This window comes from Ancylobacter sp., assembly GCF_965229075.1.
GTDB lineage: Bacteria > Pseudomonadota > Alphaproteobacteria > Rhizobiales > Xanthobacteraceae > Ancylobacter.
Genome location: NZ_CBDDIO010000002.1, coordinates 1,077,259 through 1,103,930, shown reverse-complemented (window position 1 = coordinate 1,103,930; position 26,672 = coordinate 1,077,259). Strand labels below are relative to the sequence as shown.

24 protein-coding genes are annotated in these 26,672 nt (G+C 68.3%); 13 read left to right on the top strand and 11 right to left on the bottom strand.

All coding sequences use genetic code 11. The features are described 5' to 3' along the window. The first annotated feature begins 147 nt into the window (after window positions 1–147). The 4 genes from ACO07Z_RS11190 (at window position 148) to ACO07Z_RS11175 (ending at window position 5,814) form a co-directional block, all read left to right on the top strand. A complete protein-coding gene (locus tag ACO07Z_RS11190; RefSeq protein ID WP_421698796.1) occupies window positions 148–1,524 on the top strand; it encodes an ActS/PrrB/RegB family redox-sensitive histidine kinase in 1,377 nt (458 codons plus the stop codon). Between the two features lie 117 nt (window positions 1,525–1,641). After that, window positions 1,642–2,205, top strand: a complete 564-nt coding sequence (locus ACO07Z_RS11185; RefSeq protein ID WP_421698795.1) for an ActR/PrrA/RegA family redox response regulator transcription factor — start codon at window positions 1,642–1,644, stop codon at window positions 2,203–2,205. 34 nt (window positions 2,206–2,239) lie between these two features. Next, a complete protein-coding gene (locus ACO07Z_RS11180; RefSeq protein WP_421698794.1) occupies window positions 2,240–3,013 on the top strand; it encodes an LEM-3-like GIY-YIG domain-containing protein in 774 nt (257 codons plus the stop codon). 89 nt (window positions 3,014–3,102) lie between these two features. Continuing rightward, on the top strand, window positions 3,103–5,814 hold the full coding sequence (locus ACO07Z_RS11175; RefSeq protein WP_421698793.1) for an HAD-IC family P-type ATPase: 2,712 nt from the start codon (window positions 3,103–3,105) through the stop codon (window positions 5,812–5,814). Between the two features lie 9 nt (window positions 5,815–5,823). On the opposite strand, the gene ACO07Z_RS11170 is transcribed toward ACO07Z_RS11175, so the two are convergent. After that, the gene (locus tag ACO07Z_RS11170; RefSeq protein WP_421698792.1) at window positions 5,824–6,579 is read right to left on the bottom strand and encodes an aspartate/glutamate racemase family protein; all 756 of its coding nucleotides are present in this window, start codon (window positions 6,577–6,579) and stop codon (window positions 5,824–5,826) included. Between the two features lie 11 nt (window positions 6,580–6,590). Then, complete coding sequence (locus ACO07Z_RS11165) at window positions 6,591–7,319, bottom strand: GntR family transcriptional regulator (protein ID WP_421698791.1); 729 nt, start codon at window positions 7,317–7,319, stop codon at window positions 6,591–6,593. Window positions 7,320–7,867: 548 nt separating this feature from the next. Between ACO07Z_RS11165 and ACO07Z_RS11160 the strand changes: the two genes are divergently transcribed. The 5 genes from ACO07Z_RS11160 to ACO07Z_RS11140 all read left to right on the top strand — a co-directional run bounded on the left by ACO07Z_RS11160 (window position 7,868) and on the right by ACO07Z_RS11140 (window position 13,211). Then, window positions 7,868–8,926 carry an ABC transporter substrate-binding protein gene (locus ACO07Z_RS11160; RefSeq protein ID WP_244379761.1) on the top strand — a complete coding sequence of 353 codons (1,059 nt, stop codon included), beginning with the start codon at window positions 7,868–7,870 and terminating at the stop codon, window positions 8,924–8,926. A gap of 181 nt (window positions 8,927–9,107) precedes the next feature. After that, window positions 9,108–10,028, top strand: a complete 921-nt coding sequence (locus ACO07Z_RS11155; protein WP_244379753.1) for an ABC transporter permease — start codon at window positions 9,108–9,110, stop codon at window positions 10,026–10,028. Continuing rightward, on the top strand, window positions 10,025–10,813 hold the full coding sequence (locus ACO07Z_RS11150) for an ABC transporter ATP-binding protein (RefSeq protein WP_421698790.1): 789 nt from the start codon (window positions 10,025–10,027) through the stop codon (window positions 10,811–10,813). Before ACO07Z_RS11155 ends, ACO07Z_RS11150 begins: the two co-directional genes overlap by 4 nt. Window positions 10,814–10,818: 5 nt before the next feature. Further along, complete coding sequence (locus ACO07Z_RS11145) at window positions 10,819–11,682, top strand: carbon-nitrogen hydrolase family protein (RefSeq protein WP_421698789.1); 864 nt, start codon at window positions 10,819–10,821, stop codon at window positions 11,680–11,682. Further along, the gene (locus ACO07Z_RS11140; RefSeq protein ID WP_421698788.1) at window positions 11,670–13,211 is read left to right on the top strand and encodes an amidohydrolase family protein; all 1,542 of its coding nucleotides are present in this window, start codon (window positions 11,670–11,672) and stop codon (window positions 13,209–13,211) included. The genes ACO07Z_RS11145 and ACO07Z_RS11140 overlap by 13 nt, the downstream gene beginning before the upstream one ends. Window positions 13,212–13,294: 83 nt before the next feature. Here ACO07Z_RS11140 and ACO07Z_RS11135 read toward each other — a convergent pair whose 3' ends face one another. The 5 genes from ACO07Z_RS11135 to ACO07Z_RS11115 form a co-directional block, all read right to left on the bottom strand. Beyond that, the gene (locus ACO07Z_RS11135; RefSeq protein WP_421698787.1) at window positions 13,295–14,176 is read right to left on the bottom strand and encodes a carbohydrate ABC transporter permease; all 882 of its coding nucleotides are present in this window, start codon (window positions 14,174–14,176) and stop codon (window positions 13,295–13,297) included. A 126-nt stretch (window positions 14,177–14,302) separates the two neighbouring features. Next, window positions 14,303–15,580 carry an extracellular solute-binding protein gene (locus ACO07Z_RS11130; RefSeq protein WP_421698786.1) on the bottom strand — a complete coding sequence of 426 codons (1,278 nt, stop codon included), beginning with the start codon at window positions 15,578–15,580 and terminating at the stop codon, window positions 14,303–14,305. Window positions 15,581–15,658: 78 nt separating this feature from the next. Then, the gene (locus ACO07Z_RS11125) at window positions 15,659–16,456 is read right to left on the bottom strand and encodes a carbohydrate ABC transporter permease (protein WP_421698785.1); all 798 of its coding nucleotides are present in this window, start codon (window positions 16,454–16,456) and stop codon (window positions 15,659–15,661) included. Between the two features lie 13 nt (window positions 16,457–16,469). Then, on the bottom strand, window positions 16,470–17,609 hold the full coding sequence (locus ACO07Z_RS11120) for an ABC transporter ATP-binding protein (RefSeq protein WP_421698784.1): 1,140 nt from the start codon (window positions 17,607–17,609) through the stop codon (window positions 16,470–16,472). A 173-nt stretch (window positions 17,610–17,782) separates the two neighbouring features. Continuing rightward, the gene (locus ACO07Z_RS11115; RefSeq protein WP_421698783.1) at window positions 17,783–18,589 is read right to left on the bottom strand and encodes an SDR family NAD(P)-dependent oxidoreductase; all 807 of its coding nucleotides are present in this window, start codon (window positions 18,587–18,589) and stop codon (window positions 17,783–17,785) included. 161 nt (window positions 18,590–18,750) lie between these two features. Here ACO07Z_RS11115 and ACO07Z_RS11110 point away from each other — a divergent pair, with 161 nt between their 5' ends. The 4 genes from ACO07Z_RS11110 (at window position 18,751) to ACO07Z_RS11095 (ending at window position 22,679) form a co-directional block, all read left to right on the top strand. Further along, window positions 18,751–19,614 (top strand): DeoR/GlpR family DNA-binding transcription regulator, encoded by an 864-nt coding sequence (locus ACO07Z_RS11110; protein WP_421698782.1) that lies wholly within the window; start codon window positions 18,751–18,753, stop codon window positions 19,612–19,614. A gap of 36 nt (window positions 19,615–19,650) precedes the next feature. Further along, window positions 19,651–20,451, top strand: coding sequence for a BtpA/SgcQ family protein (locus ACO07Z_RS11105; RefSeq protein ID WP_421698781.1), 801 nt, complete (start codon window positions 19,651–19,653; stop codon window positions 20,449–20,451). Between the two features lie 96 nt (window positions 20,452–20,547). Further along, window positions 20,548–22,044, top strand: coding sequence for an FGGY-family carbohydrate kinase (locus ACO07Z_RS11100; RefSeq protein ID WP_421698780.1), 1,497 nt, complete (start codon window positions 20,548–20,550; stop codon window positions 22,042–22,044). Beyond that, the gene (locus tag ACO07Z_RS11095; RefSeq protein WP_421698779.1) at window positions 22,041–22,679 is read left to right on the top strand and encodes an HAD family hydrolase; all 639 of its coding nucleotides are present in this window, start codon (window positions 22,041–22,043) and stop codon (window positions 22,677–22,679) included. Before ACO07Z_RS11100 ends, ACO07Z_RS11095 begins: the two co-directional genes overlap by 4 nt. 10 nt (window positions 22,680–22,689) lie before the next feature. On the opposite strand, the gene ACO07Z_RS11090 is transcribed toward ACO07Z_RS11095, so the two are convergent. From ACO07Z_RS11090 to ACO07Z_RS11075, 4 genes are read right to left on the bottom strand one after another with little or no spacing between them, the layout of a single operon-like run. After that, window positions 22,690–24,015 (bottom strand): aspartate aminotransferase family protein, encoded by a 1,326-nt coding sequence (locus tag ACO07Z_RS11090; protein WP_421698778.1) that lies wholly within the window; start codon window positions 24,013–24,015, stop codon window positions 22,690–22,692. After that, complete coding sequence (locus ACO07Z_RS11085; RefSeq protein ID WP_421698777.1) at window positions 24,012–25,049, bottom strand: phosphotransferase enzyme family protein; 1,038 nt, start codon at window positions 25,047–25,049, stop codon at window positions 24,012–24,014. Before ACO07Z_RS11085 ends, ACO07Z_RS11090 begins: the two co-directional genes overlap by 4 nt. A gap of 4 nt (window positions 25,050–25,053) precedes the next feature. Next, window positions 25,054–25,881 carry a DeoR/GlpR family DNA-binding transcription regulator gene (locus ACO07Z_RS11080; RefSeq protein WP_421698776.1) on the bottom strand — a complete coding sequence of 276 codons (828 nt, stop codon included), beginning with the start codon at window positions 25,879–25,881 and terminating at the stop codon, window positions 25,054–25,056. Continuing rightward, complete coding sequence (locus ACO07Z_RS11075) at window positions 25,878–26,669, bottom strand: ABC transporter permease (protein WP_421698775.1); 792 nt, start codon at window positions 26,667–26,669, stop codon at window positions 25,878–25,880. The genes ACO07Z_RS11080 and ACO07Z_RS11075 overlap by 4 nt, the downstream gene beginning before the upstream one ends. Between the last annotated feature and the right edge of the window lie 3 nt (window positions 26,670–26,672).

Here is a 26,672-nt window from a genome sequence, read left to right as displayed (position 1 = left end):
CGGTCCCGGCCGGCCGTTCTTGTGCATTGCAGCATAAATAGGCTCTTTCACGCCCGCGTCAACGCGGCTCCACTCTCGCATGACAGCTTCACGAAAGGTTATAGAAAGTCGCGTCCCTCCGCGAAGGGGGCGCGAAGGGGCCTTTTCATGTCGCTTTCCCTCGATCATCCCATCGGCGAACGGTTTTTCGGCCTGCGGCTGGATACGCTGATCCGCCTGCGCTGGCTGGCGATTTCGGGCCAGACGGTCGCCATCGTCGTGGTCCAGTGGCTGCTCGGCTTCTCGCTGCCGATCGGCGCCAGCCTCGCCGTAGTGGCGCTGTCCGCCTGGCTCAACCTCGCGCTGAGGCTGCGCAATCCCGGCGCGCGGCGGCTGTCGGATGTCGAGGCGGCCTGGCTGCTCGCCTATGACATCTTGCAGCTGGCCGCGCTGCTGTTCCTCACTGGCGGGCTGTCCAATCCCTTCGCGCTGTTGTTTCTCGCCCCGGTGCTGATCTCGGCGACGGCGCTGTCGCCGCGCACCACCATCCTGCTCGGCGTGCTGGCGGCGGCCTGCGCCGGGCTGGTCGGCTTCTGGCACATGCCGCTGCCCTGGGCCGCGAACGGCGCGCTCGGCGAGGTGCCGGAACTGCCGACGCTCTATCTTGTCGGCATCTGGCTGGGGCTCGCCATCGCCATCGCCTTCATGGGCGTGCATGCATGGCGGGTGGCGGAGGAAACGCGCGAACTCTCCGAGGCGCTGGCCGCGACCGAACTGGTGCTGGCACGCGAGCAGCACCTCTCCGCGCTCGACGGGCTGGCGGCGGCGGCGGCACATGAGCTCGGCACGCCGCTCGCCACCATCACCGTGGTGGCGAAGGAACTGGCACGGTCGCTGCCGCCCGACAGCCCGATGAGCGAGGACATCAAGCTGGTGAGCGAGCAGGCGGAACGCTGCCGCGCCATTCTGCGCCGGCTGACCACGCTCGATTCCGGCGAGGCGCCGTTCGACCGCATGCCGATCTCGCACCTGCTGGAAGACGTGGTGGCGCCGCACCGCAATTTCGGCATCACCATTGCCGTCACCCTGCCCAATGGCGCGCCGGGCGAGCCGATCATCGCCCGCAATCCCGGCCTGCTCTACGGCCTCGGCAACATCGTCGAGAACGCCGTCGATTTCGCCGAAAGCCGCGTCAACATCGTCGCCAGCTGGAGCGAGGACGAGGTGACGATCTCCGTCACCGATGACGGGCCGGGCTTCCCCATCGAATTGCTGGACAGCATCGGCGCCCCCTATGTCACCAGCCGCGGCCGCAATCGCTGGAAACGCGGCACGGAAAGCGATGGCGAGGACCAGAACGGCCTCGGCCTCGGCGTGTTCATCGCCAAGACGCTGCTGGAGCGCACCGGCGCCGCCCTCACCTTCGTCAACCGGCCGCCGCCGGCGCATGGCGCCTCCGTCGGCGTGCGCTGGCCGCGCGGGCTGATCGACATATCAGGCGATCGTGAAGTCGAGGGCGAGACCGGGGTACCCGCCCGCCCGTAGAAGGGGTTGCGACGTTTTGATCTCGCTGCCCATGGGGTATAAGCTCGATCAAAAGTCGAATTGGCGACGCAGCGCCGCGCGGGCTCGCCTGCGCGTGACGGGGCCGCAGCCGGCACAATGGAAAGCGTTCAGATGCTCGATACCGCCATGGAACCGCAGGACCGCACGCTGCTCATCGTCGATGACGACCGGCCGTTTCTGCAGCGCCTCGCGCGGGCGATGGAAACCCGCGGCTTCATGGTGACCACGGCGGAAACCGTGGCCGACGGCCTCGCCAGCGTCGAAGGCAGCGCGCCCGCCTATGCCGTGGTCGACATGCGTCTCGGCGACGGCAATGGGCTCGACGTGATTTCCGCCTTGAAGCGCCGGCGGCCGGAAGCGCGCGGCATCATCCTCACCGGCTATGGCAACATCGCCACCGCCGTGAACGCGGTGAAGATCGGCGCCGTCGATTATCTCGCCAAGCCGGCCGATGCCGACGATATCTGCGCCGCCCTCAACGCCCAGGGCGATTACAAGCCCCAGCTGCCGGAAAACCCGATGTCGGCGGATCGGGTGCGCTGGGAGCACATTCAGCGCGTCTACGAGCTGTGCGGCCGCAATGTCTCGGAAACCGCCCGGCGCCTGTCCATGCACCGCCGCACGCTCCAGCGCATCCTCGCCAAACGCGCCCCGCGCTGATAGGCATCTCTCAACGGCAGGTTGAGGGGCGGCAATGGCGGACGAGTGGTTCTCGGAAGAGGTCTGCGAGAAGCTGGGGAACTATGTCTATCGGCTGATCGATCCGCGCAACGGCGAAACCTTTTACGTCGGCAAGGGGCAGGGCAATCGCGTCTTTCAGCACGCACGGGACCTCGACGGTGTTGCTGACGATGAATCCCAACTCCTCGGGAGCAAACTCGAGAGAATTCGGGCGATCCGCAATGCGGGCCTCAGCGTAATCCACGTCATCCATCGGCATGAAATACCGAAAGAGGCGGTGTTCGAGGTTGAAGCGGCACTGATCGACGCTTTCCCGGGGCTAACCAACGTCCAAGGCGGGCACGCCAGCAGCGACCGAGGCCCGATGAGCCATATCGAACTCATCGACAAATATAACCTTCCGGTGCTGGCGGAGGATCCCCCGCACCGTCTCGTTGTTATCAATATCAACAAGCTCGAAGACAGGAGCGACCGGCGCGCCATCTATGATCTGGTTCGTTATTGCTGGCGACTGTCGAAGAGCCGCGCCGAGAGAGCCGAGTATGTTCTGGCTGTCGTGCGGGGCGTCGTGGTCGGCGTGTTCCGTCCGTTGGAGTGGCGGGCAGCGACGAGGGAGAACTTTCCAGATATCGCTTATGCCGACGGCAGCGAGGCCCATCGTTACGGCTTCATCGGCGAGCCGGCGCCGGCCGAGATTTGGGACCACTATGTCGGTCAACGCGGCAAACGCATCGTCCAGAAGGATTTGCGGCACAGCCAGAATCCCGTTCGCTATTGGCGCTGCTGACGCCGCTTTGTAAGCAAAACCACGCTAGGCCGGGGGAGGGCGGGCTTCTAGGTTCGGGCTAACGCAACGTCAGCGAGCGCCCCCGACCGATGAACGATGCCGCGTCCCGCCCATCCGCCCCGCCCGCCACCGAGTGGCATGCGCTTCCCCATGAGGAGGTGGCCGGCCGGCTCGGTGTCACCAGCGCCGGGCTGACGCCGGAAGAGGCGCAGGCCCGGCTCAAGGCGCATGGGCCGAACGCGCTGCCCGAGCCGCCCGGCCGCCCGCCGCTGCTGCGCTTTCTCGCCCAGTTCAACAATGCGCTGATCTATTTCCTGCTCGCCGGTGCGGCGGCGGCGCTGGCGCTCGGCCATTATGTCGATGCCGGCGTCATCGTCGCGGTGGTGCTGGTCAATGCGCTGGTCGGCTTCATCCAGGAAGGTAGGGCGGAACAGGCGCTGCGGGCCATCCGCAACATGATCTCGCCCCACGCCCATGTGGTGCGCGCCAGCCGCCGCCAGAGCGTGCAGGCCCGCGACCTCGTCCCCGGTGATCTCGTGCTGCTGGAGGCCGGCGACCGGGTGCCGGCGGACACCCGGCTCATCCGCGCCCGCGGCATGCGGGTGGACGAGGCGATCCTCACCGGCGAATCCGTCGCCGCGCTCAAGAACGAGGCCGCCGCGCCGGTGGAAGCGGCGCTGGGCGACCGGCATTCCATGGCGTTTTCCGGCACCACCGTCGCCGCCGGTCAGGGGGCCGGCATCGTCGTCTCCACCGGCCCGCATACGGAAATCGGCCGCATCGGCCGCCTCATCGCCGAGGTGGAGCCGCTCGCGACCCCGCTGCTGCGGCAGGTGGACGCCTTCGCCCGCCGCTTCACCACCGTGGCGCTGGTCAGCGCGGCGGCGCTGTTCCTGTTCGCCGTGGCGATGCGGGACTATGGCTGGAGCGAGGCGCTGATCGCCGTGGTGGCGCTGGCGGTGGGCGTGGTGCCGGAAGGTCTGCCGGCGGTCATCACCATCACGCTTGCCATCGGCGTGCGGCGCATGGCGCGGCAGCACGCGGTCATCCGCCAGCTGCCGGCGGTGGAAACGCTGGGGGCGACCTCGGTGATCTGCTCCGACAAAACCGGCACGCTCACCCGCAACGAGATGACCGCCTGCCGGGTGGTGATCGCCCAGGGCGACCTCGTCGAGATCGCCGTCTCCGGCATCGGCTACGATCCCGCCGGCGCGCTCGGCTGGATGGAGCCCGGCGGGCAGGGCGACCCGGCCGGGGCGGCGGCGGCACTGCTGCGTGCCGGGCTGTTGTGCAACGACGCGCATCTGCACGCTGAGAACGGCGCCTGGCGGGTGGAGGGCGACCCGATGGAGGGAGCGCTCGTCACGCTTGCCGTCAAGGCGGGGCGCGACGCCGCTGCCGAACGGGCCGCCTGGGCGCGGCTCGACGAGATCCCGTTCGACGCCGCCTATCGCTTCATGGCGAGCCTTCACCGCAGCCCGGAGGGCGAGGCCGTGCTCTTCGTCAAGGGCGCGCCGGAAGAGGTGCTGCGCCTTGCCGGCACTCCGGGCGGCGGCGCCTGGGAGGCGGCGATCGCCCGTGCGGCGGCGGCGGGCGAGCGCGTGCTCGGCTTCGCCATGAAGCGACTCCCCGAGGCGCCGGCGCGCCTCTCTTTTGAAGATGTGCGCGAGGGGTTCAGCTTTCTCGGCCTCGTCGGCTTCATCGACCCGCCGCGCCCAGAGGCTGTGACCGCCATCGCCGAATGCCGCAGCGCCGGCATCGGGGTGAAGATGATCACCGGCGACCATGCCGCGACCGCCGGGGCCATCGCCCGCCAGCTCGGCCTCGCCGAGACGCCGGTGGTCGCCACCGGGGTGGAGGTGGACGCGGTGAGCGACGACGACCTCGTCGCCCTTGCCGCCCGCACCGATGTGTTCGCCCGCACCAGCCCGGAGAACAAGCTGCGCATCGTCCGGGCGCTGCAATCCACCGGCGCGGTGGTGGCGATGACCGGTGACGGGGTGAATGACGCGCCTTCGCTTCGCCAGGCCGATGTCGGCATCGCCATGGGCGGCAAGGGCACGGAGGCGGCGAAGCAGGCGGCGGATGTGGTGCTGCTCGACGACAATTTCGCCACCATCGTCGCGGCGGTGAAGGAAGGGCGCACCGTCTACGACAATATCCGCAAGATGATCGCCTGGACGCTGCCGACCAATGGCGGCGAGGTGCTGGCGGTGATCGCCGCGATTTTGCTCGGCCTCACCATGCCGATGTCGCCGGCGCAGATCCTGTGGATCAACCTCATCCTCTCCGCCACGCTCGGCCTCGCCCTCGCCTTCGAGCCGACCGAGCCCGGCATCATGGCGCGCCCGCCGCGCCCGGCCAAGGCGGGGCTGATGAGCCGCTTCATGCTCTGGCGGGTGGTGCTGGTGTCGGTGCTGTTCACCCTCATCGCCTTCGCCGTGTTCTTCCACTCCCTGTGGCGCGGGCAGGAGGTGGAAATGGCCCGCACGCTGGTGGTCAACACGCTTGTCGTGATGGAGATTTTCTATCTGTTCAATGTGCGCTTCCTGCACATGCGCTCGCTCAGCTGGCGCGGCGCGCTGGGCACGCCGGCGGTGCTGCTGGCGCTCGCGGCCGTGGTGGCGGGCCAGTTCGCCTTCACCTATCTGCCGGTCATGCAGGCGATCTTCGACACGCGGCCGGTGGCGCTGCTCGACGGGGTGATGATCATCGCCATCGGCGTCGCGCTGATGGTCGTGCTGGAGGGCGGGAAGCTGCTGCTGCGGCGCCTCGGCCTGTTCGCGGCGGGCGAGATGTAGCGGCCTTCGCTACTGCGCCGCGTCGCGGTGCTCAATGCGGGCGGCGAGCGCCGGCGAAAGCCCCGTGGTCGGCTTGGCCGGCGGGCGGCTGAAGCGACCGCGCACCGGCTTGCGCGGGGCGAGTGTGACCAGCCCTTCCGCCATCTTCACCGCCGCGACGATGGGATCGACCACCGGCACGGGCACCTGCGCCCGCAGGCGCGGCGCCATGCCGGCGAGCGGCGCTCCGCCGAGGATCACCACATCCGCCCCATCCTCCTCCACCGCCTCGCAGGCGAGCGCGACGATGGCCTGCTCCATCTCCGCCTGCACGTTCTCGATCGCGGAGAACGGCAGGCTGCGGGCGCGGATGTCGGCGCAGCGGCCGGAGAGGCGGTAGGCGTCCACCGTATCTTGGTACCAATTGGCCATGGTGGTGGTGAAGGTGACGATGCTGAAGCGCTGGCCCAGCGTGCAGGCGGTGAGCATCGCCGCCTCCGCCATGCCGAGCACGGGCAGATCGAACAATTCGCGCGCCGGCAGCAGGCCGGGATCGCCGAAGGCGGCGATGATGGCGGCGTCATGCTCGCCCTGGTGCTCGGCCAGCATTTCCAGCGTCAGCGCCCCGGCGAGCTGCGCCTCGCTGCGGGAGGCGATATAGGGCACGCCGCGCGGCGCGGTGAGGCCGGTGAGCACCGTGCCCGGGGCAACAGCGGGGCGGGCGGCGGCGAGCAGCATCTGCGTCACCGTGTCGGTGGTGTTGGGGTTGAGCACGAGAAGGCGCACGGAAAGGTTCCTCAGGCGGCGGCCCCGGCGGTGGCGGCAAGCCGCGCCAGCACGCCGGTGCTCGTGTGCATGACATGGGCGGCGAGCAGCCGGCCGGCGGTGTCGGACTGGCGCGCCTCAAGCGCGACGAGAATGGCGCGGTGTTCCTCGATGGATTCGGCCCAGCGCGCATGGGTGCCGAGGGCGAAATAGCGGGCCCGTTCGGCGCGGGCGAACAGCCAGCCATGCATCTCGACCAGCGTGGCGTTGTGGGCGCCGGCGAGAATGGCGCTGTGAATGGCCTGGTTGACGGCGAAATAGGCGGCGAGGTCGCCGGCGCGGTAATGCGCCTCCATCGTCTCCTGCAACTCGCTGAGATGCCCGAGTTCGCGTGCGCTCAGGCGCTGCGCGGCATATTCGGCGGCGATACGCTCGACATTGCTCAGCGCCTCGAACAGCTCGGTGATGTGGGTGGCGTCGAACGGGGCGATGCGGGCGCTGCGGTTGGGGCGCAACTCCACCAGCCCCTGCGCCGCCAGCATCTTCACCGCCTCGCGCAGCGGCGTGCGGGAAATGCCGAGGCGCGCGCACAGATCCGCCTCGACGATCGGTGCGCCCGGCGCCAGCGCGCCGGTGACGATCATCTCCCGCAACTGGCGGCCGGCCTGCGCGTGCAGCCCGGCGCGGCTGAGCCGTTCCGTCGCCGAAGCTTCGACCGGGCGCAGCTTGCGCGGGCGCCCTCGCTTGCGTGGTGTGTCCATCCGTTCCGTCCCCCCACCGATCCTAGCACGCAGGCGCGCCGCGATAAGCCGCTCCGACGCTGCAATTATAGTCACATTATGATGTAGGAATAGGCGCTTGGAGTAAATTGTATTCAGCATACAAAAAATCATTGCGCGGACGCTCCGCCCGGCTTTTACTCCCCGGCAGGCGCGGTTCGGCTGCCGCTTCGCAGGAAGAGACAGCCCGGTGCCGCAGGCCGTCCGGAGCGGGGTCCCGCTCCGGCGGGAATGGGCAGGCGCAGGGGGGAGTGAGCGTGTTCAGCTCATTTCTTGGTCAGAAACGAAGGTTTTCTGGCGCTTATTTGCGCTTGGCCGCCTGTATTGGCCTCGTATAGTGCGGATGTTTTCGCCGCACCTGTGGTGTAGCGCAGGGCGAAAATGCTCTTTCGGGTTGGCGTGCCCATCATCGTGATCCCGTCTGCGGGTTCCGTTGCTGCGGCATGCAACCGTAGCGGCGTGATCTACAGTTCGACAACGAACGGGCTGTAAGGCGGGGTCGTATCGGTTCTCAAGATCCGGAGGGGATCATGTGTGATCGTGACGGCACCTTCTATCGTAACTTCTCGCGCCGCAGCTTCCTGAAGACCTCGGTCGCCGGCGCGGCGGCCACCATCGCGCTGCCGGCCGGGCTGGCGAGCCTGCTGGCGCCGAACGCGGCGCGCGCCGCCGGCACCACCATCAAGGCGACGCACGGCTCCGGCTTCTGCAATATGGGCATCTTCCTCGCCAAGGAGCGGGAACTGACCAAGGCCGACGGCGTCGATCTCGAATTCGTGGTCACCCCGTCCAATACCGAGATCACCACCATGTTCGGCGCGGGCCTCGTCGACATGTCGATGATCCCCTATTCCAACTTCATGACGCTCTACGATGCCGGCGCGCCGGTGAAGATCGTCGCCGGTGGCGGCGTCGAAGGCTGCATCATCGTCGCCAAGGAGGGCATCACCTCAGCCGCCGACCTCAAGGGCAAGACCTTCGGCACCTTCCAGGCCGATACGCTGGAAGTACTGCCCTATGATTACCTGAAGAAGGCCGGGCTTTCCTTCAACGACGTGCAGATCAAATATCTCGACACCTCGCCGGAACTGGCCCAGGCCTTCATGGCCGGCGCCATCGACGCCATCTGCCATATCGAACCCTATGCCTCGCAATGCGTGCTCGGCCGCAAGGGCGCGACCGTGCTGTCGAACGGCACCGACGTCTATGGCAAGGGCTATTCCGACTGCGTGCTCGCGGTGCGCACCCCGCTCCTGGAGAGCAACCCGGCGGCGGTGAAGGCGGTGATCAAGGCGCTGATGGTCGCCCAGTCGCAGGCCGAGGCCGACAAGCAGGCCGCGCTCAAGGACACGGTCGGCAAATACTACAAGACCAGCATGGAAGCGGCCGAGGACGCCTCGACCAAGCAGCCCATCGTCGTCGACCAGCGCAACCAGACCCAGTTCATCATCGATCGCGGCCAGTCGATGATGGAACTCGGCTACGTCAAGAAGCTGCCCGACCAGGGCGCCTTCGACTGGAGCCTCTTGGAAGCGGTGATCGCCGCCAACAAGCCGCTCTATGACGGCCTCAAGCTGAAATCGGCCTGAGCCCGGCGGCCCTCTGCCCACGGGGGAGGGGGCCGAGGCGGGGCGAGCTGAGACGGGGTTCTGCCGCCGTCCTGCGGCGGCCCCGCCCCCTGCTGAGCCTTCCACGGGCGCACCGCGCGGCCCGTGGGCGTGCCATCCGGGGTCCGGTCTCCGCCCGGCCCCGCTTCACTGGAAGGACGCCATGACGATGACCGCAGATGCCGGGCAGACGCGCCTCGGCGAGGCCGGGGCCGGGCGCCCGGCGCCGAAGATCAAGCCGCCGCTCCTCTCGCCCGCCCTGCGCCGGCGGCTTGCCGCCATCGGCTGGGGGCTGGTCTCGCTCAGCCTGTTCGCCGGCCTGTGGGAGGCGCTGTGGTTCTTCGGCATGCTGAACCCGCTGCTGCTGCCGCCGCCGCACCTGTTCCTCTCCGACATTCCCGGCACGCTGAAATTCTTCGACCGTTCCAACCGCATCGGCTCGGTGGCGAGCGGGGTCGGCGTGTGGCCGCTGCTGTTCACCATGGGCTCGACGACACTGCGCGTGCTGGTCGGCCTCACCCTCGGCTTCACCTGCGGCGTCGCGGTGGGCGCGGCGATCCATTATGTGAAGCTCCTGCGCAACCTCCTGCTGCCGACCATCCTCCTGCTGGCGCCGATCTCGCCGGTGGCGTGGCTGCCGGTCGCCATCTTCGTCTTCGGCATTGGCGATGTGCCGGCGATCTTCCTCGTCTTCATCACCGTGTTCTTCGCCATCGTGCTCTCGACGGGAGCGCAGATCGAAAGCGTGCCGAAGAACTACATCCATGTCGCCCGCATCATGGGCGCCAGCCAGCGCCAGACCTTCTGGAAGGTCATACTGCCCGCCATCCTTCCGAGCCTGTTCATGACGCTGCGGCTGAACCTGTTCGCCGCCTGGATGGTGGTGCTGATCGCCGAGACGGTCGGCGTCGGCACCGGGCTCGGCCAGATCACCTCGATGGCGCGGTCCACCTTCAACGCCAAGCTGGTCTTCTTCACTATGGCGATCATCGGCCTGCTCGGCTTCCTCTCGGATTTCGCCCTGCGGCAGGTGCAGACCAAGATGCTGTGGTGGATCGCCCCCAACCAGGGAGCCGCCCGATGAGCCGCCCCGCCGTTTCCATCCAGTCCGTCTCCAAGCGCTGGACCCCCGAGGGCCGCGCCCCGGTGCTGGCGCTCGACAACCTCACCTTCGATGTCGCGCCGGGCGAATTCATCGTCCTGCTCGGCCCCTCCGGCTGCGGCAAGTCCACCCTGCTCTACATGATCGCAGGTCTGGAAGAGTTCTCCGGCGGCACCATCGCCTGCGATGGCGAGCCGGTCACCGAGCCTTCCGCCGAGCGCGGGCTGATCTTCCAGGAAGCCTCGCTGTTCCCCTGGCTCACCATTGCGGACAATGTCGCCTTCGGCCTCGCCGTGCAGCATGTGCAGCCGGTGAAGCGGCGGGAGATTGCGGTGGAGACGCTGAAGCGCGTCGGCCTCGGCGACATGCTGGACAAGAAGCCGGACGAGCTTTCCGGCGGCATGCGCCAGCGCGCCGCCTGCGCGCGGGCGCTCGCCATGCGGCCCAAAGTGCTGATGATGGACGAGCCCTTCGCCGCGCTCGACGTGCAGACGCGCGCCCGCATGCAGGACTTCCTGCTGCAGATCTGGCGCGACAGCGGCGCGTCGATCCTGCTCGTCACCCATTCCATCGACGAGGCGATCTCCCTGGCCGACCGGGTGGTGGTGTTCACCTCGCGCCCGGGCAAGGTGAAGACCATCGTCCCCATCGACCTGCCGCGCCCGCGCGAATCGCGCGATCCGCGCTACCACGCCTATCGCGACCTGTTCACCGAATTGCTGGCGGACGAGGTGGACCGCGCCTTCGCCGAGCAGGAGGCGGTGTAGGCGCCATGGCTGCCCCGTTTCTCGCTGCCGCCCTGCCGATCGGCCCGGCGGGCCGCGATCCCGCGCCGCTCTGGCGCGAGGCCGAGGCCGGCATTGCCGCGGCTGCGGCCGCGGGCGCCGGTCTCGTCGTGCTGCCCGAACTCTTCGCCCTTCCCTATGTCGCGGCGGAAGCGCCCGGCGACTGGGCCGGGCTGGCCGAGGGCCTGGACGGGCCGACGGTCACGGCCGTGCGGGAGGCGGCGATGGATAGCGGCGCGGCGGTGCTGTTCGGTATGGCACTGACTCATGACAGCGGGCAGCCCTTCAACGCCGCCGTTCTTGCCCGTCCCAATGGGCAGGTGGAGGTGCTGGCGCACAAGATCCACCTGCCGCCCGCCGGTCCCGGCGACGCCTATGGCGAGCCGGACCATTTCACCCTTGGTGAGCCGCTTGTCCGCACGCTTCAGGTCGGCCCGGTGAAGCTCGCCGCGCTCATCTGCTACGACCGCCGCTTCCCCGAATGCTGGCGCGCCGCCGCGCAGGCGGGGGCGGAGCTGGTGGCGGTGCTGGTCGGCGGGCCGGCCCCCTCCGATCCGGAAGGGCTCTTTGCCGCCGAACTCCAGGCGAGCGCCCGCGCCAATGCGGTCTACGCGCTGGCAGCGGCGCGCTACGGCACCGAAACCGTTACCGGCCGGCCGGTGCGCCACGATGGCGAAACCCTCGCCTTCGGTCCCGACGGCGCGCTGCTGGCCCGCGCCGCGCGTGCCGACCGCCGGCCGCTGCTCGTCGCCCTTCATCCCGAACGTCTCGCCAAGGCGCGAGAGACCAACGCCACGGCGGCGCGCCTGCGCCTGCCCCGTCAGTTTGAGGTAGCATCATGTCTGAATTGATCGTCCAGGCCCGCTGGGTCGTTACCGGCATCCGCGACCGCTTCACCCCCGAGGTGATCGAGGAGGGCGCGGTGCTCTCGCGCGACGGCGTCATCGTCGCCGCCGGCACGCTGGACGACATGCAGAAGCTGGCGCCGACGGCCGAGGTGCGCAAGTATCCCGACCACGCCATGCTGCCCGGCTTCGTCAACAGCCACCACCATGTCGGCATGACGCCGCTGCAGCTCGGCTCGCCCGACCATGCGCTGGAACTGTGGTTCGCCAGCCGCATGCCGGCGCGCCGGCTCGACCTGACGCTCGACACGCTTTACTCGGCCTTCGAGATGATCGCCTCCGGCGTCACCACCGTGCAGCACATCCATGGCTGGATGCCGGGCGGCTATGACGCCATCCACGGCGCCGCCACCAAGGTGCTGAACGCCTACCGTTCGCTCGGCATGCGCGCTTCCTATTGCTACGCCGTGCGCGAGCAGAACCGGCTGGTCTATGAGGCGGACGAAGCCTTCTGCGCCCGGCTGCCGGCCGATCTCGGCGAGACGCTGGCCAAGCACCTGAAGTCGCAGGCCATGCCCTTCGACGATTTCCTCAAGCTGTTCGACCAGCTCACGGGGGAAAATGCGGGCAAGGAACTGACCCGCATCCAGCTGGCCCCGGCGAACCTGCACTGGTGTACGGATGAGGGGCTGCAGGCGCTCGACGCCAAGGCCAAGGCGGCCGGCGTGCCGATGCACATGCACCTCTTGGAGACCATCTACCAGAAGGAATATGCCCGCCGCCGCACCGGCAAGACGGCGTTGCGCCACCTTCATGACCTCGGCGTGCTCGGCCCGCATATGACGCTCGGCCATGGCGTGTGGCTGAACGAGGAAGACATCGACATCGTCGCCGAAACCGGCACCTGCATCTGCCACAACTGCTCGTCGAATTTCCGCCTGCGCTCCGGCCTCGCTCCGCTCAACCGCTGGGAAGCCAAGGGCATAAATGTCGGCATGGGCCTTGATGAAGCCGGTATCAATGACGACCGCGACATGCTCTCCGAATTGCGCCTCGCTCTGCGCGTCCACCGTGAGCCGGGCATGGACGAGGAAGACGTGCCGACCTGCCCGCAGGTGGTGAAAATGGCGACCGAAGCCGGCGCCATGACCACGGCGTTCGGCGCCAGCATCGGCCGGCTGGATGCGGGCCGGTTCTTCGACGCGGTGCTGATCAACTGGACCAAGGCGACCTACCCCTATCAGGACCCCGACATCCCGATGCTCGACGCGCTGGTGCAGCGCGCCAAGATGGGCGCGGTGGACGCCGTGTTCATCAATGGCGAGCGTGTCTATGAGGATGGGCGCTTCACCAAGGTCGACCGCGAGGCGGTGCTGGCGGAAATCGCCGAGACGCTGGGCAAGCCGCGCAGCGCGGACGAGGTTGCCCGCCGCGAGCTCGGACGCGCCGTGTTCCCCTATGTGAAGAAGTTCTACGAGGGCTATCTGCCCGAGGCCGAGCCGACGCCGTTCTACGCCGCTTCGGCGCGCATCTAACCCCCCGACCCTGCGCGCTGAGAGAAGGGCGCCCCGCGTGGGCGCCCTTTTTCGTCTTCAGTAGCTGGCGCGCTCGCGCCGCCTCAGCGCCGGCGTTCCAGCGTGGCGAAGAACAGCACGGTCAGCCCGAGCACGATCAGCAGCAGCACGAAGGCCGCCGCCGCGCCTTCATTGAGGTGCAGGCCGAGAAAGGCCCGGCGATAGGCGAAGAAGCTCAGCACCTCGGTGGAATTGCCCGGCCCGCCCTTGGTGAGGATATAGGGCAGGTCATAGGTGCGGAATTCGTTGATCAGCTGGATGATCACCGCGATCGCCGCCACCGGGCGCAGCATCGGCAAGGTGATGTACCAGAACTGCTGCAGCGGCGTCGCCCCGTCCACCTCCGCCGCCTCATAGGGGTCGCGCGGCAGCGAGGCGAGGCCGGCGGCCAGAATCAGGATGACGAAAGAGGTCTGCTGCCAGATGTCGATCGCCGCCATGGTCCACAGCGCGAAATCGGCATTGCCGAGCCAGTCGAGCCGGGGCAGGCCGAGGCTTTCCATCACCTGGTTGGCGATGCCGAGATTGGGTTGCAGCAGCATGCGCCAGATCAGCGCCACGCTCACCGGCGACATCGCCATGGGAATGGTGAGGATGGCGAAATAGACCGGCTTCATCGTCACCGCGCGGTTCAGCATCAGGGCGACGCCGAGCCCGAGCACGAATTCGCCGGCCACCGTGACCACGGAATATTTGATGGTCAGCCACAGCGCGTCCCAGAACAGCGGGTCGCTCATCACGATGGCGAAGTTCTTGAACCCCGTGAGGGGCAGCAGCATCGGCTTCAGCAGAGTGAGCGAGGAGACCGAGATCAGCGCCGCATAGACCAGCGGCAGGCCCATGACGATGGCCAGCGTGAGAAGGCCCGGTGCCGCGAAGGCCCAGCCGGTGCGCCAGTCCCGATCCGCCAGTGCCGCAAAGCGCATGCGCGTCGTCCGTTGCTTCAGGAGCGTCGAAAAGAGAGACCGGCGCGCCAGCCGACGAGGGGGAAGGCTGGCGCGCCGTATCGCCGGGAGCCTGCGGGGCTCACGCAGGGTTCCCGGCGGATGGGGCTACTTGGCGAGCAGCTGGGTCAGGCCGTCAGCCGCGGCCTTCAGCGCGTCCTCGGGCTTGGCCTGCCCGCCGGCGGCGAGCGAGAGCTGGGCGCCGAGCACGTCTTCGTACTGCGCGGAATAGGCGAAGATCGGGAACGACTTGCCGGAGGCGACGACCTCGAGGCCGGTCTTGTAGAAGGGATACTTCTTCAGCACCGCCGCGTCCTCGAACACGTCGGAGCGCACCGGCGCGTGGCCTTCCAGCGCGCGGGCCACGGAGATCTTCTTGCCCTGCACCCATTCGATGAACTTCCAGGCCGCGGCCTTCGATTCATCCGAAGTGTTCTTCGGGATGCCCCAGCCCCAGCCGCCGCTCTCGCCATGGCCGCCGGGCATGACGGACAGCGCCAGCTTGCCGGCCACCTTCGGGCACTTCTCGGCATTGTCGAGCTGCGGCAGCATCCACCAATAGGTGACCATGCTGAAGGCTTCGCCGGCGCACATCAGCCGCATCGTGTCGTCGAGCGTGGCGGAGAGGGCGCCCTGCTGCGCGCCCTTCTGCACGTTCTCGGCATAGAGCTTCAGCGCGGTCAGGCCTTCGGGGCTGTTGAGCACCACCTTGCGGCTGGCATCGAGATAGGCGCCGCCGGCGGAGAACAGGTAGTTGGAGAATTCCATGGAATTCGGGTCGCCGCGCTGGCCCTGCATGGCGGCGCCGACGACCGGCGTGTTGGCCTTGAAGAAGGCGGAGAGCGCGACATAATCGGCGAGCGAAGCCGGCAAAGCGAGGTCCTTGCCGGTCTTGGCCTTGTAGTCTGCCTTGATCTTCGCGTCGTTGAGCAGGTCGGTGCGGTAGATCAGGCCCATGGAGTAATTGTACATGGGCAGGATCGGCGTCGCGTCCTTGGTCTGGCCGAGCAGGTCCAGCATGGACGGGATGAAGGGCTTCAGGTCGAAGCCGGACTTGGCGATATAGGGGTTGAGGTCTTCCAGCCAGCCGGCGGCGGGGAATTCGCCCGCCCACAGGAAGTCGACTTCCAGCAGATTGTAGTAGCTCTCCGGCGAGACGAGCTGGGCGACCAGCTTGTCGTGCATGTCGCCATAGCCGATCTTCTCGAATTCGACCTTGATGCCGGTCTCCTTCTCGAAGTCCGGCAGCAGCTTCTCGATGATCTGCGTCTCCGGCACGTCTTCCATCAGCGCGCGCAGGGTCACGTTCTGCGCCTGCGCCGCGCCGGCCGTCGCGAGCAGGGTGGCGCCGAGCAGCGCCGCCTTGAGGCTACACCTAAACTGCATCTCGTTCTCCTGTTCCTCTGGAGCGGGCTTTGCCCGCCTCGTTGGCGCGCGCCCGAATGGGCGCGGCGGAAGGCACGATCACTTCACGCTGCCGAAGGTCAGGCCCTGGACGATGAAGCGCTGGATGAAGCGCGAGGCGATCACCAGCGGCAGCACGGCGAGCACGACACCGGCGGAAACCTTGGCGATCTGCACGCCGTTGGAGGTCTGGAGCGCAGCCAGCGCCACCGGCACGGTCGCGGTCTGTGGACCGCTCAGCACCAGCGCGAACAGGAACTCGTTCCAGGTGAGGATGAAGCCGAGCACGCCGGCGGCGGCGATGCCAGGCAGCGAGACCGGCAGCACGATGCGCCAGAACGCGCCCCAGGCGGTGGCGCCGTCGGTCTGCGCCGCCCATTCGAGATCCACCGGAATGCCCTCGAAGAACCCCATCAGGATCCAGATCAGGAAGGGCAGGTTGACCGCGGCATAGACGATGATGAGGCCGGTGAGCGAATTGGTGAGCCCCACCGTGCGCAGCAGCGCGAAGGCCGGCAGCACGATGGCGACGGGGGGCAGCATCTGCGTCGCCAGCACGGCGAAGCGCCCGGCCCGGCCGCCGGTCTTGAAGCGGGCGAAGGCATAGCCGGTCATCGCCGCAAAGGGCAGCGCCACCACCACCGAGCCGAAGGCGACGATCAGGCTGTTGAGGTAGGACTGGCCGTAGCGGGTGGAGGTGAACAGGGCGACGTAATTGTCGAGCGTCACCGCCGGCATCAGCTCCGGCGAATAGGACAGGTGCTCGGGCAGCAGGCTGGTGCGGATGACCCAGAGCAGGGGCACGAGAATGACGGCGCAGGCGAAGAGAAGTCCGATGTGAAGTCCGATGCGCCGCATTCTGCCCCCTCCCTCAGTTCTGACCGAGGCGAAGGCTGGGGCGGGGGAAGGCCCGCGTCGTCTCCTTGTCGAACAGGTGCATCGGGCGCGGATCGAGATAGAGCGGCACGCGCGCGCCCACCGGCGCCGTGAAATGACGCGACAGCCGCGCGGAGATTTCCTGCGGCTTGCCGGCGCCGACGCCCGTCCCGATCTGCCCGACCAGAATATTCTCGACGCCGAGCGCTTCCATCGCCACGACGCTCACCTTGATGGGCGCGCAGCCGGGCTGCGGCGCCTCGTGCAGGTCTTCCGGGCGCAGGCCGAAGATCACCTCGCGCCCGGCGACGGGCGCATAGGCGGCGCGGTGGCGCTCCGGCACCTCGACTTCAAAGCCGTCGCCGACCACCACGAGCGTGTCGCCGCGCGCCTCCAGCCGGGCGGGCAGCAGGTTCATCGGCGGGGTGGCGAGGAAGCGGGCGACGAAGGTGTCCACCGGGTCGGCATAGACATCGAGCGGCCGACCGACCTGGATCATCCGGCCGTCGCGCATGATGCAGATGCGGTCGCCCATGGTCATCGCCTCGACCTGGTCGTGGGTGACGTGAACGATGGTGCGCCCCAGCCGGCGGTGCAGCTTGACGAGTTCGAGCCGCATCTCCGCCCGCAGCTGGGCGTCGAGATTGGACAGCGGCTCATCGAGCAGGAAGGCGACGGGATCGCGCACGATGGCGCGGCCAAGCGCGACGCGCTGGCGCTGGCCGCCGGAGAGGGCGGCGGGCTTGCGGTCGAGATAGGGGGTGAGGCCGAGCAGCCCCGCCGCCTCGCGGATCTTCTCGTCGATGACCGGACGGGCGACGCCGCGCATCTTGAGGCCGAAGCCCATATTCTCGCGCACGCTCATATGCGGGTAGAGCGCGTAGGACTGGAACACGACCGCGATGTTGCGGTCGCGCGGGGGCACGTTGTTGACGCTGCGCCCGGCGATGCGCAGATCGCCGGAGGTGATGCTCTCCAACCCGGCGATCATGCGCAGCGTCGTCGATTTCCCGCAGCCCGAGGGGCCGAGAAAAATCACGAACTCGCCTTCTCCAATGGAAAGATCCACGTCGCGGACGCCGTAGGCGCCGTTGGCGTAGAGCTTGGAGACATGATCGAGTTCGATCGACGACATCAGCGATCCTTTGCCCATCGGGGCCGGGCCCCGTCCTCGGGTGCGGGGGGAGGAGGAAAACTCCGCCCGGTGCGCCGTCGGCGGGCGGAGTGTAATCGGACAAAAACGAACACCGCAAGTGCTAATTCAAACGCGGACGCATGAAAATCGATCACGCCGCGCTGCGGGTGCGCTCAGGTCGTGTAGACGCCGCCGGTGACGTTGACGCCCTGTCCGGTCATGAACCGGGCCTGTTCCGAGGCGAGGAACACCACGACATCGGCCACGTCTTCCGGCACTTCCAGCCGGCCGAGCGGGGTCTGGGCGATATAGTCGTCGATCACGCGCTGCGGGCTCACGCCGCGCAAGCTGGCTTCCCACTCCACCTCGCGCGACTGCATGCCGGTCGCCACGAAGCCGGGGCAGACGGCATTGACGCGGATGCCCTTGGCCGCGAGTTCGCGCGCCAGCGCCTGCGTCCAGCCGAGCACGGCGAATTTCGAGGCGGAGTAATGCGCCAGCAGCGGGGCGCCGACCTTGGCGGCGAGCGAGGCGGTGTTGACGATGCAGCCCTTGCCCTGCGCCACGAAGTGGCGGGCGGCGATCTGGTTGGTGAGGAAGACGCCGCGCGTGTTGACGTCGAAATTGAAGTCCCACTCCTCGTCGGTCAGCTCCAGCGCGCTGCGCATGGTGGAGACGCCGGCATTGGCGACCAACAGGTCGCATCCACCCAGCCCTTCCAGCACCTGCGCGAAGGCGGTTTCGACCGAGGCGCGCTTGCGCACATCCACCTCGACCGCGATGGCGCCGTCGCCAAGCGCGGCCACCGTCTCCTGCGCCGCCGCGAGGTTGATGTCGCCGATGGCGACCCGCATGCCCTGCCGGACCAGCGCAACGGCAATGGCCCGCCCGATGCCGGTGGCGCCGCCGGTCACGAAGGCGAGGCGGCCCTTGAGCTCGTAATAGGCCGGGGCGGGGGCGGAAAGCGCGGGCGGGTTCATGCGAGGCTCCTCATGTTCGTGGGTCAGCTTATATGAACATAAGCGCACAGCAAGTGTGTTGTTGTGTTTGATATTGTGCGATTGATGGGTTAAACAGGATTGGCCGACCGGCCGCGAATCCGCTCCTCTGCGAGGGAACCGCGATCAGGCAGGGGTAAGCGATGGCCGACGATGTGTCCTACCGAGAGAGTGTCCTGGCCGAGCCGCCGGCCGGCGAGGACCGTCCGCGCCCGCTCTCGCATGTACGCCACGCCCGGATTCTGGATCATCTCGCCGCCGCCGGCTCCGTCGGCGTCGCGGCTCTCGCCACCGAACTCGGCGTGTCCGACATGACCATCCGTCGCGATCTGCTGGAGCTGGAGCGCGACGGGCGGCTGCTGCGCGTGCATGGCGGGGCGGTGCTGGCGGAGACGCCGGCGAGCAGCGTCGCCATGGACAGCGAGGAGCCGCGTTTTGAGGCCCGCCTGCGCCGCGGCAGCGAGGCCAAATCCGCCATCGCCGCCTGCGCCGCCGGCATCATCGCCGGCTACCGCACCTGCGCCATCGATGTCGGCACCACCACGTTTCTGATGGCCGGGCATCTGCGCGAGGCGGACCATCTCAAGGTCTTCACCAACAGCCTGCGCGTCTCCGCCCATCTCGATGGCGGCGCGCCGGAAGTCTATGTCGCCGGCGGCCGGGTGCGCCCGGAAGAGATGTCGGTGTGGGGCCCCACCGCCGTCGCCCAGTTCGAGAAGCTGTGGTTCGATGTCGCCGTGCTCGGCACCTCGGGCATGACCGCGGAAGGTTTCTTCGACTATTCCTTCGAGGACACCGACATGAAGCGCGTCTATCTGCGCCGGTCGGGATTCAAGATCCTTCTGTGCGACAGCGCCAAGTTCCAGCGCATGTCGCTGGTTCAGGTCGGCACGCTGGCCGACATCAACCTGCTCGTCACCGACGCCGAGCCGCCCCCGCGCATCGCCGCCGCCCTCGCCGCGGCGCGTGTCGAGGTGCGGCTCGCGCCGCCCGTCGCCGGACAGTGAGGCGCCGCGCGCGCCGTCCCCTCAAGGAGAGTTGCAATGGTTTTCGAGTGTTTCGGCGCCAAGAAGAAGGTCGTCATCGCCATGGCCCATATCGGCGCCCTGCCCGGTGCGCCGCTCTATGACGCCGATGGCGGCCTCGACAAGCTGATCGAGGGCGTGCTCGCCGATGTCGAGAAGCTGCAGGCCGGCGGCGTCGACGCCATCATGTTCGGCAATGAGAACGACCGCCCCTACGTGTTCAAGGGGTCGCCCGCCTCCATCGCCGCCATGTCGGCCATCGTGCAGGCGGTGAAGCCGAGCCTGAAGGTGCCGTTCGGCGTCAATTATCTCTGGGACCCCGTCGCCACCGTCGCCATCGGCGCGGTCACCGGCGCGAGCTTCGTGCGCGAGATCTTCACCGGCCTGTTCGCCTCCGACATGGGCCTGTGGGAGCCGAACTGCGCCGAGGCGGCGCGGCTGCGCCACGATCTCAAGCGCGACGACATGAAGATGCTGTTCAACATCAATGCCGAGTTCGCCCATTCGCTCGACCAGCGCCCCATCGAGCTGCGCGCCAAGAGCGCGGTGTTCTCCTCGCTCGCCGATGCCATCCTCGTCTCCGGCCCCATCACCGGCCAGCCGGCCGACCAGTCGCACCTGAAGAAGGTGGCCGAGACGGTGAAGGACGTGCCGATCTTCGCCAATACCGGCGTCAACATCGACAATATCCGCGACATCTTCTCGGTGGCCTCGGGTGTCGTCATCGGCACGCATTTCAAGGTCGACGGCAACACCTGGAACGCGGTGGAGCAGGCGCGCGTGGCCCGCTTCATGGATGTGGTGAATTCTATCCGCTGATCGCCCGCCATCCTCCCGGACCGGCGGCGTCGCCGCCTTCCGGGAGGGGTTCCTTCTCTGCCCAGACTTGCCCACCGCCCCAAGAGGCTTTCCACGATGAGCTGCGTCCTCGGCCTCGATATCGGCACCACCTCCACCATCGGCCTGCTGCTGCGGCTGCCGGGGGAGATTCTGGCTGTCGCCTCGCGGCCGGTGACGCTGACCTCCCGGCATGCCGGCTGGGCGGAAGAAGACCCCGCCGAATGGTGGGCCAATGTCTGCGCGCTCAGCCATGAACTCATCGCGCGCGCCGGCATCGACGTCGCCGAGATTGCCGCTATCGGCGTCACCGGCATGCTGCCGGCGGTGGTGCTGCTGGACGAAGCGGGCACCCTCCTGCGCCCCTCCATCCAGCAGAGCGACGGGCGCTGCGGGGCGGAAGTGGCGGAACTGCGGGCCGAGCGCGACGAGGCCGCCTTCATCGCCAAGGCCGGCAACGGCATCAACCAGCAGCTCGTCACCGCCAAGCTGCGCTGGATCGCCCGCCATGAGCCTGACGTGTTCGCGCGCATCGCCACCGTGTTCGGCTCCTACGATTACGTGAACTGGCGCCTCACCGGCGAACGGGCGGTGGAGCAGAACTGGGCGCTGGAGGCGGGCTTCGTCGATGTCTCCCGCCACGCCATCGACGACGATCTCGTCGCCTGGGCCGGCCTTCCCCGCAGCGCCATTCCGCGCAAGACCGCCTCGCATGAGGTGATGGGCCATGTCTCGCCCGAGGGCGCGGCGGCCACGGGCCTTGCGGCCGGCACGCCGGTCATCGGCGGCGCGGCGGACATGATCGCCTCGGCGCTCGGCGCCGGCGTCACCCAGCGCGGCGACATCCTGCTGAAGTTCGGCGGCGCCGTCGACGTGCTGGTGGCCACCGACCAGGTGAAGCCGGACCCCCGGCTCTATCTCGACTATCACCTCATTCCCGGCCTCTATATGCCCAATGGCTGCATGGCGACCGGCGGATCGGGGCTGAACTGGTTCGTGCGCAACTTCGCCGGCGGCGAGGCGGCGGCCGCGGAGAAAGCCGGGCTCAGCCTGCACCAGCATCTCGACACGCTCGCCGAGGCGCGCCCGGCCGGCGCGGACGGGCTGACCGTGCTGCCCTATTTCCTCGGCGAGAAGACCCCGATCCACGATCCCGCCGCGCGCGGCGTCATCGACGGGCTCACCCTGTCGCACGATATCGGCCATGTCTGGCGGGCGCTCCTGGAAGGCTATGCCTATGCCTGCGCCCACCATGTCGAGGTGCTGCGCGATATGGGCCACAGCGCCGGCCGCGTGCTGGTGTCCGATGGCGGCTCGAACTCGCGCGTGTGGATGCAGATCGTCGCCGATGTGCTGCAACAGCCGGTGCACCGGCTGAAAGGCCATCCCGGCTCCTCGCTCGGCGCGGCGTGGACGGCGGCGGTCGGCATCGGCGCGGCGGAGTGGGCCGGCATTTCCCGCTTCGTCGCGCAGGACGAGACCTTGCAGCCCAACCCCGCTTCCGCCCCGATTTATACCGCCGGCTATGCCCGCTACCGCGATCTCTACCGCCGCCTCGAAGGGCGCCCCTCATGAGCGCGCCGCGCTTCAGGGCGGTCGCCTGGGACATTGACGGCACGCTGATCGACAGCGAGCCGCTGCACCACCGCGCGCTGCTCGCCGCCTGCCGGGCGCTCGGCAGCGATCTCTCGGACCTGCCGGACCAGGCATTTCGCGGCATCCATATGGGCGATGTGTGGAAGCTCGTCTCCCCGCGCCTCGCCGCCGGGGTGGCGGAGGCCGAATGGGCGGCGCTGATCGACACCCACTACACCGAGAACCGCGCCAGCCTCATTTCCCTGCCGGGCGCCGTCGCCACCATCCGCGCGCTGGAGAAGCGCGGCGTGGCGCAGGCCTGCGTCTCCAATTCCAGCCGCTCGGTGGTGGACGCCAACATCGCCGCGCTCGGCATTGCCGACGCCATCGCCTTCTCGCTCAGCCTCAATGATGTGACGGCGGGCAAGCCGGACCCCGAGCCCTATCGCCGCGCCTGCGCCCGGCTCGGCCTGCCGCCCGCCAGCGTGGTGGCGGTGGAGGACAGCCGCTCCGGCGCGCTTTCCGCCCGCGCGGCCGGGCTCTATGTCGTCGGCTACACCCCGAGCGGCGGCGGCTTCGGCGAGGTCGATCGTGCGATCGACCGGCTGGAGGATCTGCTGGCGCTGTTCGGCTGATCCCGCTTCCTCAGGCCAGAAGTTCCTCCAGCGCGTCGACCAGCAGGTCCGCATGTACGGTGGTCACGCACAGCGGCGGGCGGATCTTCAGCACATTGCCATAGCGGCCGGCGGCACCGATGAGGATGCCGTGGTCGCGCAGCCCGTTGATCAGCCGCTTGGCGAGGTCGGGTGCCGGGCCCTTTTCGGTGCCGAACTCGATGCCGAGATAAAGCCCCGCCCCGCGCACGGCGGTGATCGGCGCGCGCGCCTGCAGCCGGGTCAGCCGGGCGGTGAGGTGCCGCCCGACCCGCGCCGCATTGGCGATGAGGTCGTCCTCCTCGATCGCCTCCAGCACCGCCAGCCCCGCCGCGCAGGCCGCCGGGCTTCCGGCGAAGGTGTTGAAATAGCCGAAATCGGCGCAGAAGGCGTCGAGGATCTCCGGCCGGGTGACGAGGCCGGCAATGGGGTAGCCATTGCCCATCGGCTTGCCCATGGTGACGATGTCAGGCACCAGACCGTGGCGGGAAAAGCCCCACATGCCCGCGCCGGTGCGCCCGAAGCCCGGCTGCACCTCATCGGCGATGAAAAGCCCGCCGGCGGCGCGCGCCACCTCCACCGCCGCCTTCAGGAAGCCCGGCGGGTCGGCATAGACGCCGTCGGAGGAGAAGATGGTGTCGACCAGCAGCCCGGCGAAGCCGATGCCGTCCGCCTTCAGCGCGGCGATTTCGGCCTTCACCGCGTCGGCGAAGCCCTGCCCCACATCATTGCCGAACAGCGCCGGGTCGGGCGGGGGCACGGTACGGACATGGCGCGGCGGCGCGCCGGTCTTGTAGGAGGAGGGCGAGACCTCGGTGACGGTGGCGGTGTTGCCGTGATAGGCGGCGCGGGTGACGATGATGCCCTCGGCGCCGCTCGCCTTGCGGGCGAGGCGCAAAGCGAGGTCGTTGCTCTCGCTGCCCGTGCAGGTCAGCACCACATTGCTCAGCGCGGCCGGGAAGGTGGCGAGCAGCTTTTCCGCGTAATCATGCGCCACATCGAAGAGATAGCGCGAATGGGTGTTGAAGCTGCCGATCTGCGCCCGCACCGCCTCCACCACCTTGGGGTGGCAATGCCCGACGCTGGGGACGTTGTTGTAGAAATCGAGATAGGCCCGCCCGTCGGAGGCGTGGATATACGCCCCTTCCGCCCGGAGGATGCGCAGCGGCTCGTCATAGAACAGCACCGAGCCGGAACCGAAGGCGCGGCGGCGCCGCTCCACCAGCGCGGCGACATCGGGCGCCATGGCGCCGGTGGCGCCGGAGAAGGCATTGAGATCGAGAATCTGCCGTTCCGGCTGCGCGTTCGCCCGCGTCATGATGCGGCCCTCCCGGCCACGGCCTGTGGGGGACGGGCGTCATAGGTGGCGAGAAAGGCGCGGGCGAGGTCCACCGTGCCATGAGTATAGCCGTCGCCCAGCGCCTGCGCGGTCGGGGTTTCCGCATGCGAGGCGATCCAGGCGGTGAGCAGCAGCCGGCGCAGCATGATGAACACCGGCAGCAGCGCGCATTCCTCCTCGGCCAGCGGCGCGACGGTGCGGTAGCCCTCGATCCACGCTGCCTGCAGCGTCGGTATATAGGGCTCGTGCTCGCTGAAGCTCACGGCGGAGGCGAAGTCGTAGAGATACCAGCTGAAGCCGCAATCGTCGAAGTCGATCACCGAGAGCGTGTCGCCCTCCACCAGCAGATTGGCGAGGCGCATATCGGCATGGACGAGGCCGAAACGCTCTTCGCCCGTGCCGTAATCGTCCAGCAGGTCGCGGAGCACCGCGTCGGTGCGCTCCAGCACGGCGCGGCCCTCAGGCGTCAAGCCCGGCGCGGCGCGCCAGTCGCCCCACAGCTTCACCCTGCCCAGCATGGCGTCATAGTCCCAGCGCTTGCGGGTGAAGCCTTCGGGACGCTGCCAGGCCCGGGCGTGCAGGTGCAGCCGGGCATTGATGGCGCCGAGTTCGCGGTACCAGTGGGCGAGGTCGTCGCCCTCCGCCGGCTCGCGCCCCGGCAGCAGCTCGAACGCCACGGCATGGCGGCACGTGCCGTCCTCGTCGAGATCGGCGATCAGCCCGCCCTCGACCTGCGGCACCGGGGTCAGCGTCGCCACCACGCCCGCGCGTCCCAGCGCGGTGAGCCAGGCGAGTTCGGATTCGATCTCCGCGCGGCTGTGATAGCCCGGCCGGTGGATGCGGAACACCAGCGCGCGTCCCGTCGCCGGGTCCTCGGCGCGGAAGGTGGCATTCTCGGAGATGGTGAGCAGCCGCACGTCGCTCGCGTTGGAAAGGCCCCAGCGCGGCAGGGCGGCGCGCAGGGCGTTCTCGATGCGGCTGAGGAAGGCGGCGTCATAGATCGGCTGGGTCATGGCTTCACGTCTCGGCAATAGTGATCTCGACCCGTGCCCGCCCCAGCGCCCGCGCCACCGCGCCTTCGGGCGCGCGGTCGGTGACAAGGTGCTGGATGTCGGGAATGCGGGCCCAGATGGCCAGCGAGGGCACGTCGAATTTCTGGTGGTCGGAGACGATGATGGTCTGCGCCGCCCGGTTCATCATGGCGCGGTAGACATAGGCGGCATCGGGCTCGGCATCGGCGAGGCCGTCAGTGGTGATGCCGGAAATGCCGAGAATGGCGCGGTTCACATTGTAGTTCTGCAGGAACTCGCCGGTTTCCACCCCCACCATCATGCCCTCGCGCGCATTGTAGCGGCCGGGGCACATGATGACCTCGATGGTCGGGTTGGCGGAGACCACCGTCGCCACCGAGAAGGAATGGGTGATGACGGTGAGGTCGCGGCAGGTGGCAGCCATGCGGCGGGCGACATGGGTGGTGGTGGCGCCGGCGCCGATGGCGATCACCTCCTTCGGCGCGATCAGCCTCACCGTGGCGGCGGCGATGGCCTCGCGCTGCGCCACCATCAGCCCGTGCCGCTCGGTGACGGAGGGTTCGGAGGCCAGGGGCCGCACTGCGCCGCCATAGGTGCGGTTGATCAGCCCTTTCTCGCCCAGCTCGAACAGGTCGCGGCGGATGGTCTCGGTGGAGACGTTGAGTTCGGTGGCGAGGTCGCCGACGCGCGCGGAGGCCGAGGCGCGCATCTCGGCGAGGATGCGTGCCTGGCGTGCCGCCTTGTCGAGGCGCGGCGGACGGCGCTCCGCCCGTGCGAGGGGGGCGTCGCTGTCCTTCGGTGCGGCGCCGTTCATGCCGCCCGCCGCCGCAGCAGGATGCCGATCAGCCCCCCGGCCAGCAGCAGGCAGGCCGCGCCCAGCGTCGCCATGGTCCCGAGCGCCGGCACCATCGGCGTGTAGCCGGCCACCATCTTGGCGTAGAGCCATTCGGGAATCGTCGAGTCGGCACCCGTCGTGTAGAGCGAGAGCGGGAAATTGCTCCAGGACAGCAGGAAGGCGAACAGCATGCCGGACCAGATGCCCGGCCACAGCAGCGGCAGCGTCACCTCGCGGAACACCTGGGTGCGCGAGCAGCCGAGATCATAGGCCGCCTCTTCCAGCGACGGGTCGAAGCCATAGACCTGGATGGCGATGACCAGCGTTACCACGGGCACGATCCAGATCATGTGGGCGAACACCGCCGTCATCCAGCTGGTCTGGATGCCCACCGCGTTGAAGCCGAGCAGCATGGCCAGCCCCAGCACCGGCTGGGGGAAGAAGATCGGCAGCAGGATCAGCTTCTGGTAGAGCTTGCGCCCCTTCCACTCGTAGCGGGCGAAGGCGAGCGCGCCGAAGGTGGCGATGACGACGGAGAATACCGTCACCAAGAGCGCGATTGAGATCGAGGTCTTCACGATCATGCCGATCTCGATCGAATCCAGCGTCTTCTGCCACCATTCGGTCGAGTAGGTCTTGATGGGAAAGCCGAAATATCGGCTCTTGTTGAAGCTCGCCAGCGCCCCGCAAATGATGGGCAGGTAGATCGCGACGAGGACGAACGCCGTCCACGCCCAGATCGCGGCATTGGTGCGCCTGTGGCCCATGGC

Coding starts and splice junctions, on each gene's coding strand:
- ACO07Z_RS11190 (WP_421698796.1), top strand. CDS start 148: ATGTCGCTTTCCCTCGATCATCCCATCGGCGAACGGTTTTTCGGCCTG.
- ACO07Z_RS11185 (WP_421698795.1), top strand. CDS start 1,642: ATGGAAAGCGTTCAGATGCTCGATACCGCCATGGAACCGCAGGACCGC.
- ACO07Z_RS11180 (WP_421698794.1), top strand. CDS start 2,240: ATGGCGGACGAGTGGTTCTCGGAAGAGGTCTGCGAGAAGCTGGGGAAC.
- ACO07Z_RS11175 (WP_421698793.1), top strand. CDS start 3,103: ATGAACGATGCCGCGTCCCGCCCATCCGCCCCGCCCGCCACCGAGTGG.
- ACO07Z_RS11165 (WP_421698791.1), bottom strand. CDS start 7,319: ATGGACACACCACGCAAGCGAGGGCGCCCGCGCAAGCTGCGCCCGGTC.
- ACO07Z_RS11160 (WP_244379761.1), top strand. CDS start 7,868: ATGTGTGATCGTGACGGCACCTTCTATCGTAACTTCTCGCGCCGCAGC.
- ACO07Z_RS11155 (WP_244379753.1), top strand. CDS start 9,108: ATGACGATGACCGCAGATGCCGGGCAGACGCGCCTCGGCGAGGCCGGG.
- ACO07Z_RS11150 (WP_421698790.1), top strand. CDS start 10,025: ATGAGCCGCCCCGCCGTTTCCATCCAGTCCGTCTCCAAGCGCTGGACC.
- ACO07Z_RS11145 (WP_421698789.1), top strand. CDS start 10,819: ATGGCTGCCCCGTTTCTCGCTGCCGCCCTGCCGATCGGCCCGGCGGGC.
- ACO07Z_RS11140 (WP_421698788.1), top strand. CDS start 11,670: ATGTCTGAATTGATCGTCCAGGCCCGCTGGGTCGTTACCGGCATCCGC.
- ACO07Z_RS11135 (WP_421698787.1), bottom strand. CDS start 14,176: ATGCGCTTTGCGGCACTGGCGGATCGGGACTGGCGCACCGGCTGGGCC.
- ACO07Z_RS11130 (WP_421698786.1), bottom strand. CDS start 15,580: ATGCAGTTTAGGTGTAGCCTCAAGGCGGCGCTGCTCGGCGCCACCCTG.
- ACO07Z_RS11125 (WP_421698785.1), bottom strand. CDS start 16,456: ATGCGGCGCATCGGACTTCACATCGGACTTCTCTTCGCCTGCGCCGTC.
- ACO07Z_RS11120 (WP_421698784.1), bottom strand. CDS start 17,609: ATGTCGTCGATCGAACTCGATCATGTCTCCAAGCTCTACGCCAACGGC.
- ACO07Z_RS11115 (WP_421698783.1), bottom strand. CDS start 18,589: ATGAACCCGCCCGCGCTTTCCGCCCCCGCCCCGGCCTATTACGAGCTC.
- ACO07Z_RS11110 (WP_421698782.1), top strand. CDS start 18,751: ATGGCCGACGATGTGTCCTACCGAGAGAGTGTCCTGGCCGAGCCGCCG.
- ACO07Z_RS11105 (WP_421698781.1), top strand. CDS start 19,651: ATGGTTTTCGAGTGTTTCGGCGCCAAGAAGAAGGTCGTCATCGCCATG.
- ACO07Z_RS11100 (WP_421698780.1), top strand. CDS start 20,548: ATGAGCTGCGTCCTCGGCCTCGATATCGGCACCACCTCCACCATCGGC.
- ACO07Z_RS11095 (WP_421698779.1), top strand. CDS start 22,041: ATGAGCGCGCCGCGCTTCAGGGCGGTCGCCTGGGACATTGACGGCACG.
- ACO07Z_RS11090 (WP_421698778.1), bottom strand. CDS start 24,015: ATGACGCGGGCGAACGCGCAGCCGGAACGGCAGATTCTCGATCTCAAT.
- ACO07Z_RS11085 (WP_421698777.1), bottom strand. CDS start 25,049: ATGACCCAGCCGATCTATGACGCCGCCTTCCTCAGCCGCATCGAGAAC.
- ACO07Z_RS11080 (WP_421698776.1), bottom strand. CDS start 25,881: ATGAACGGCGCCGCACCGAAGGACAGCGACGCCCCCCTCGCACGGGCG.
- ACO07Z_RS11075 (WP_421698775.1), bottom strand. CDS start 26,669: ATGGGCCACAGGCGCACCAATGCCGCGATCTGGGCGTGGACGGCGTTC.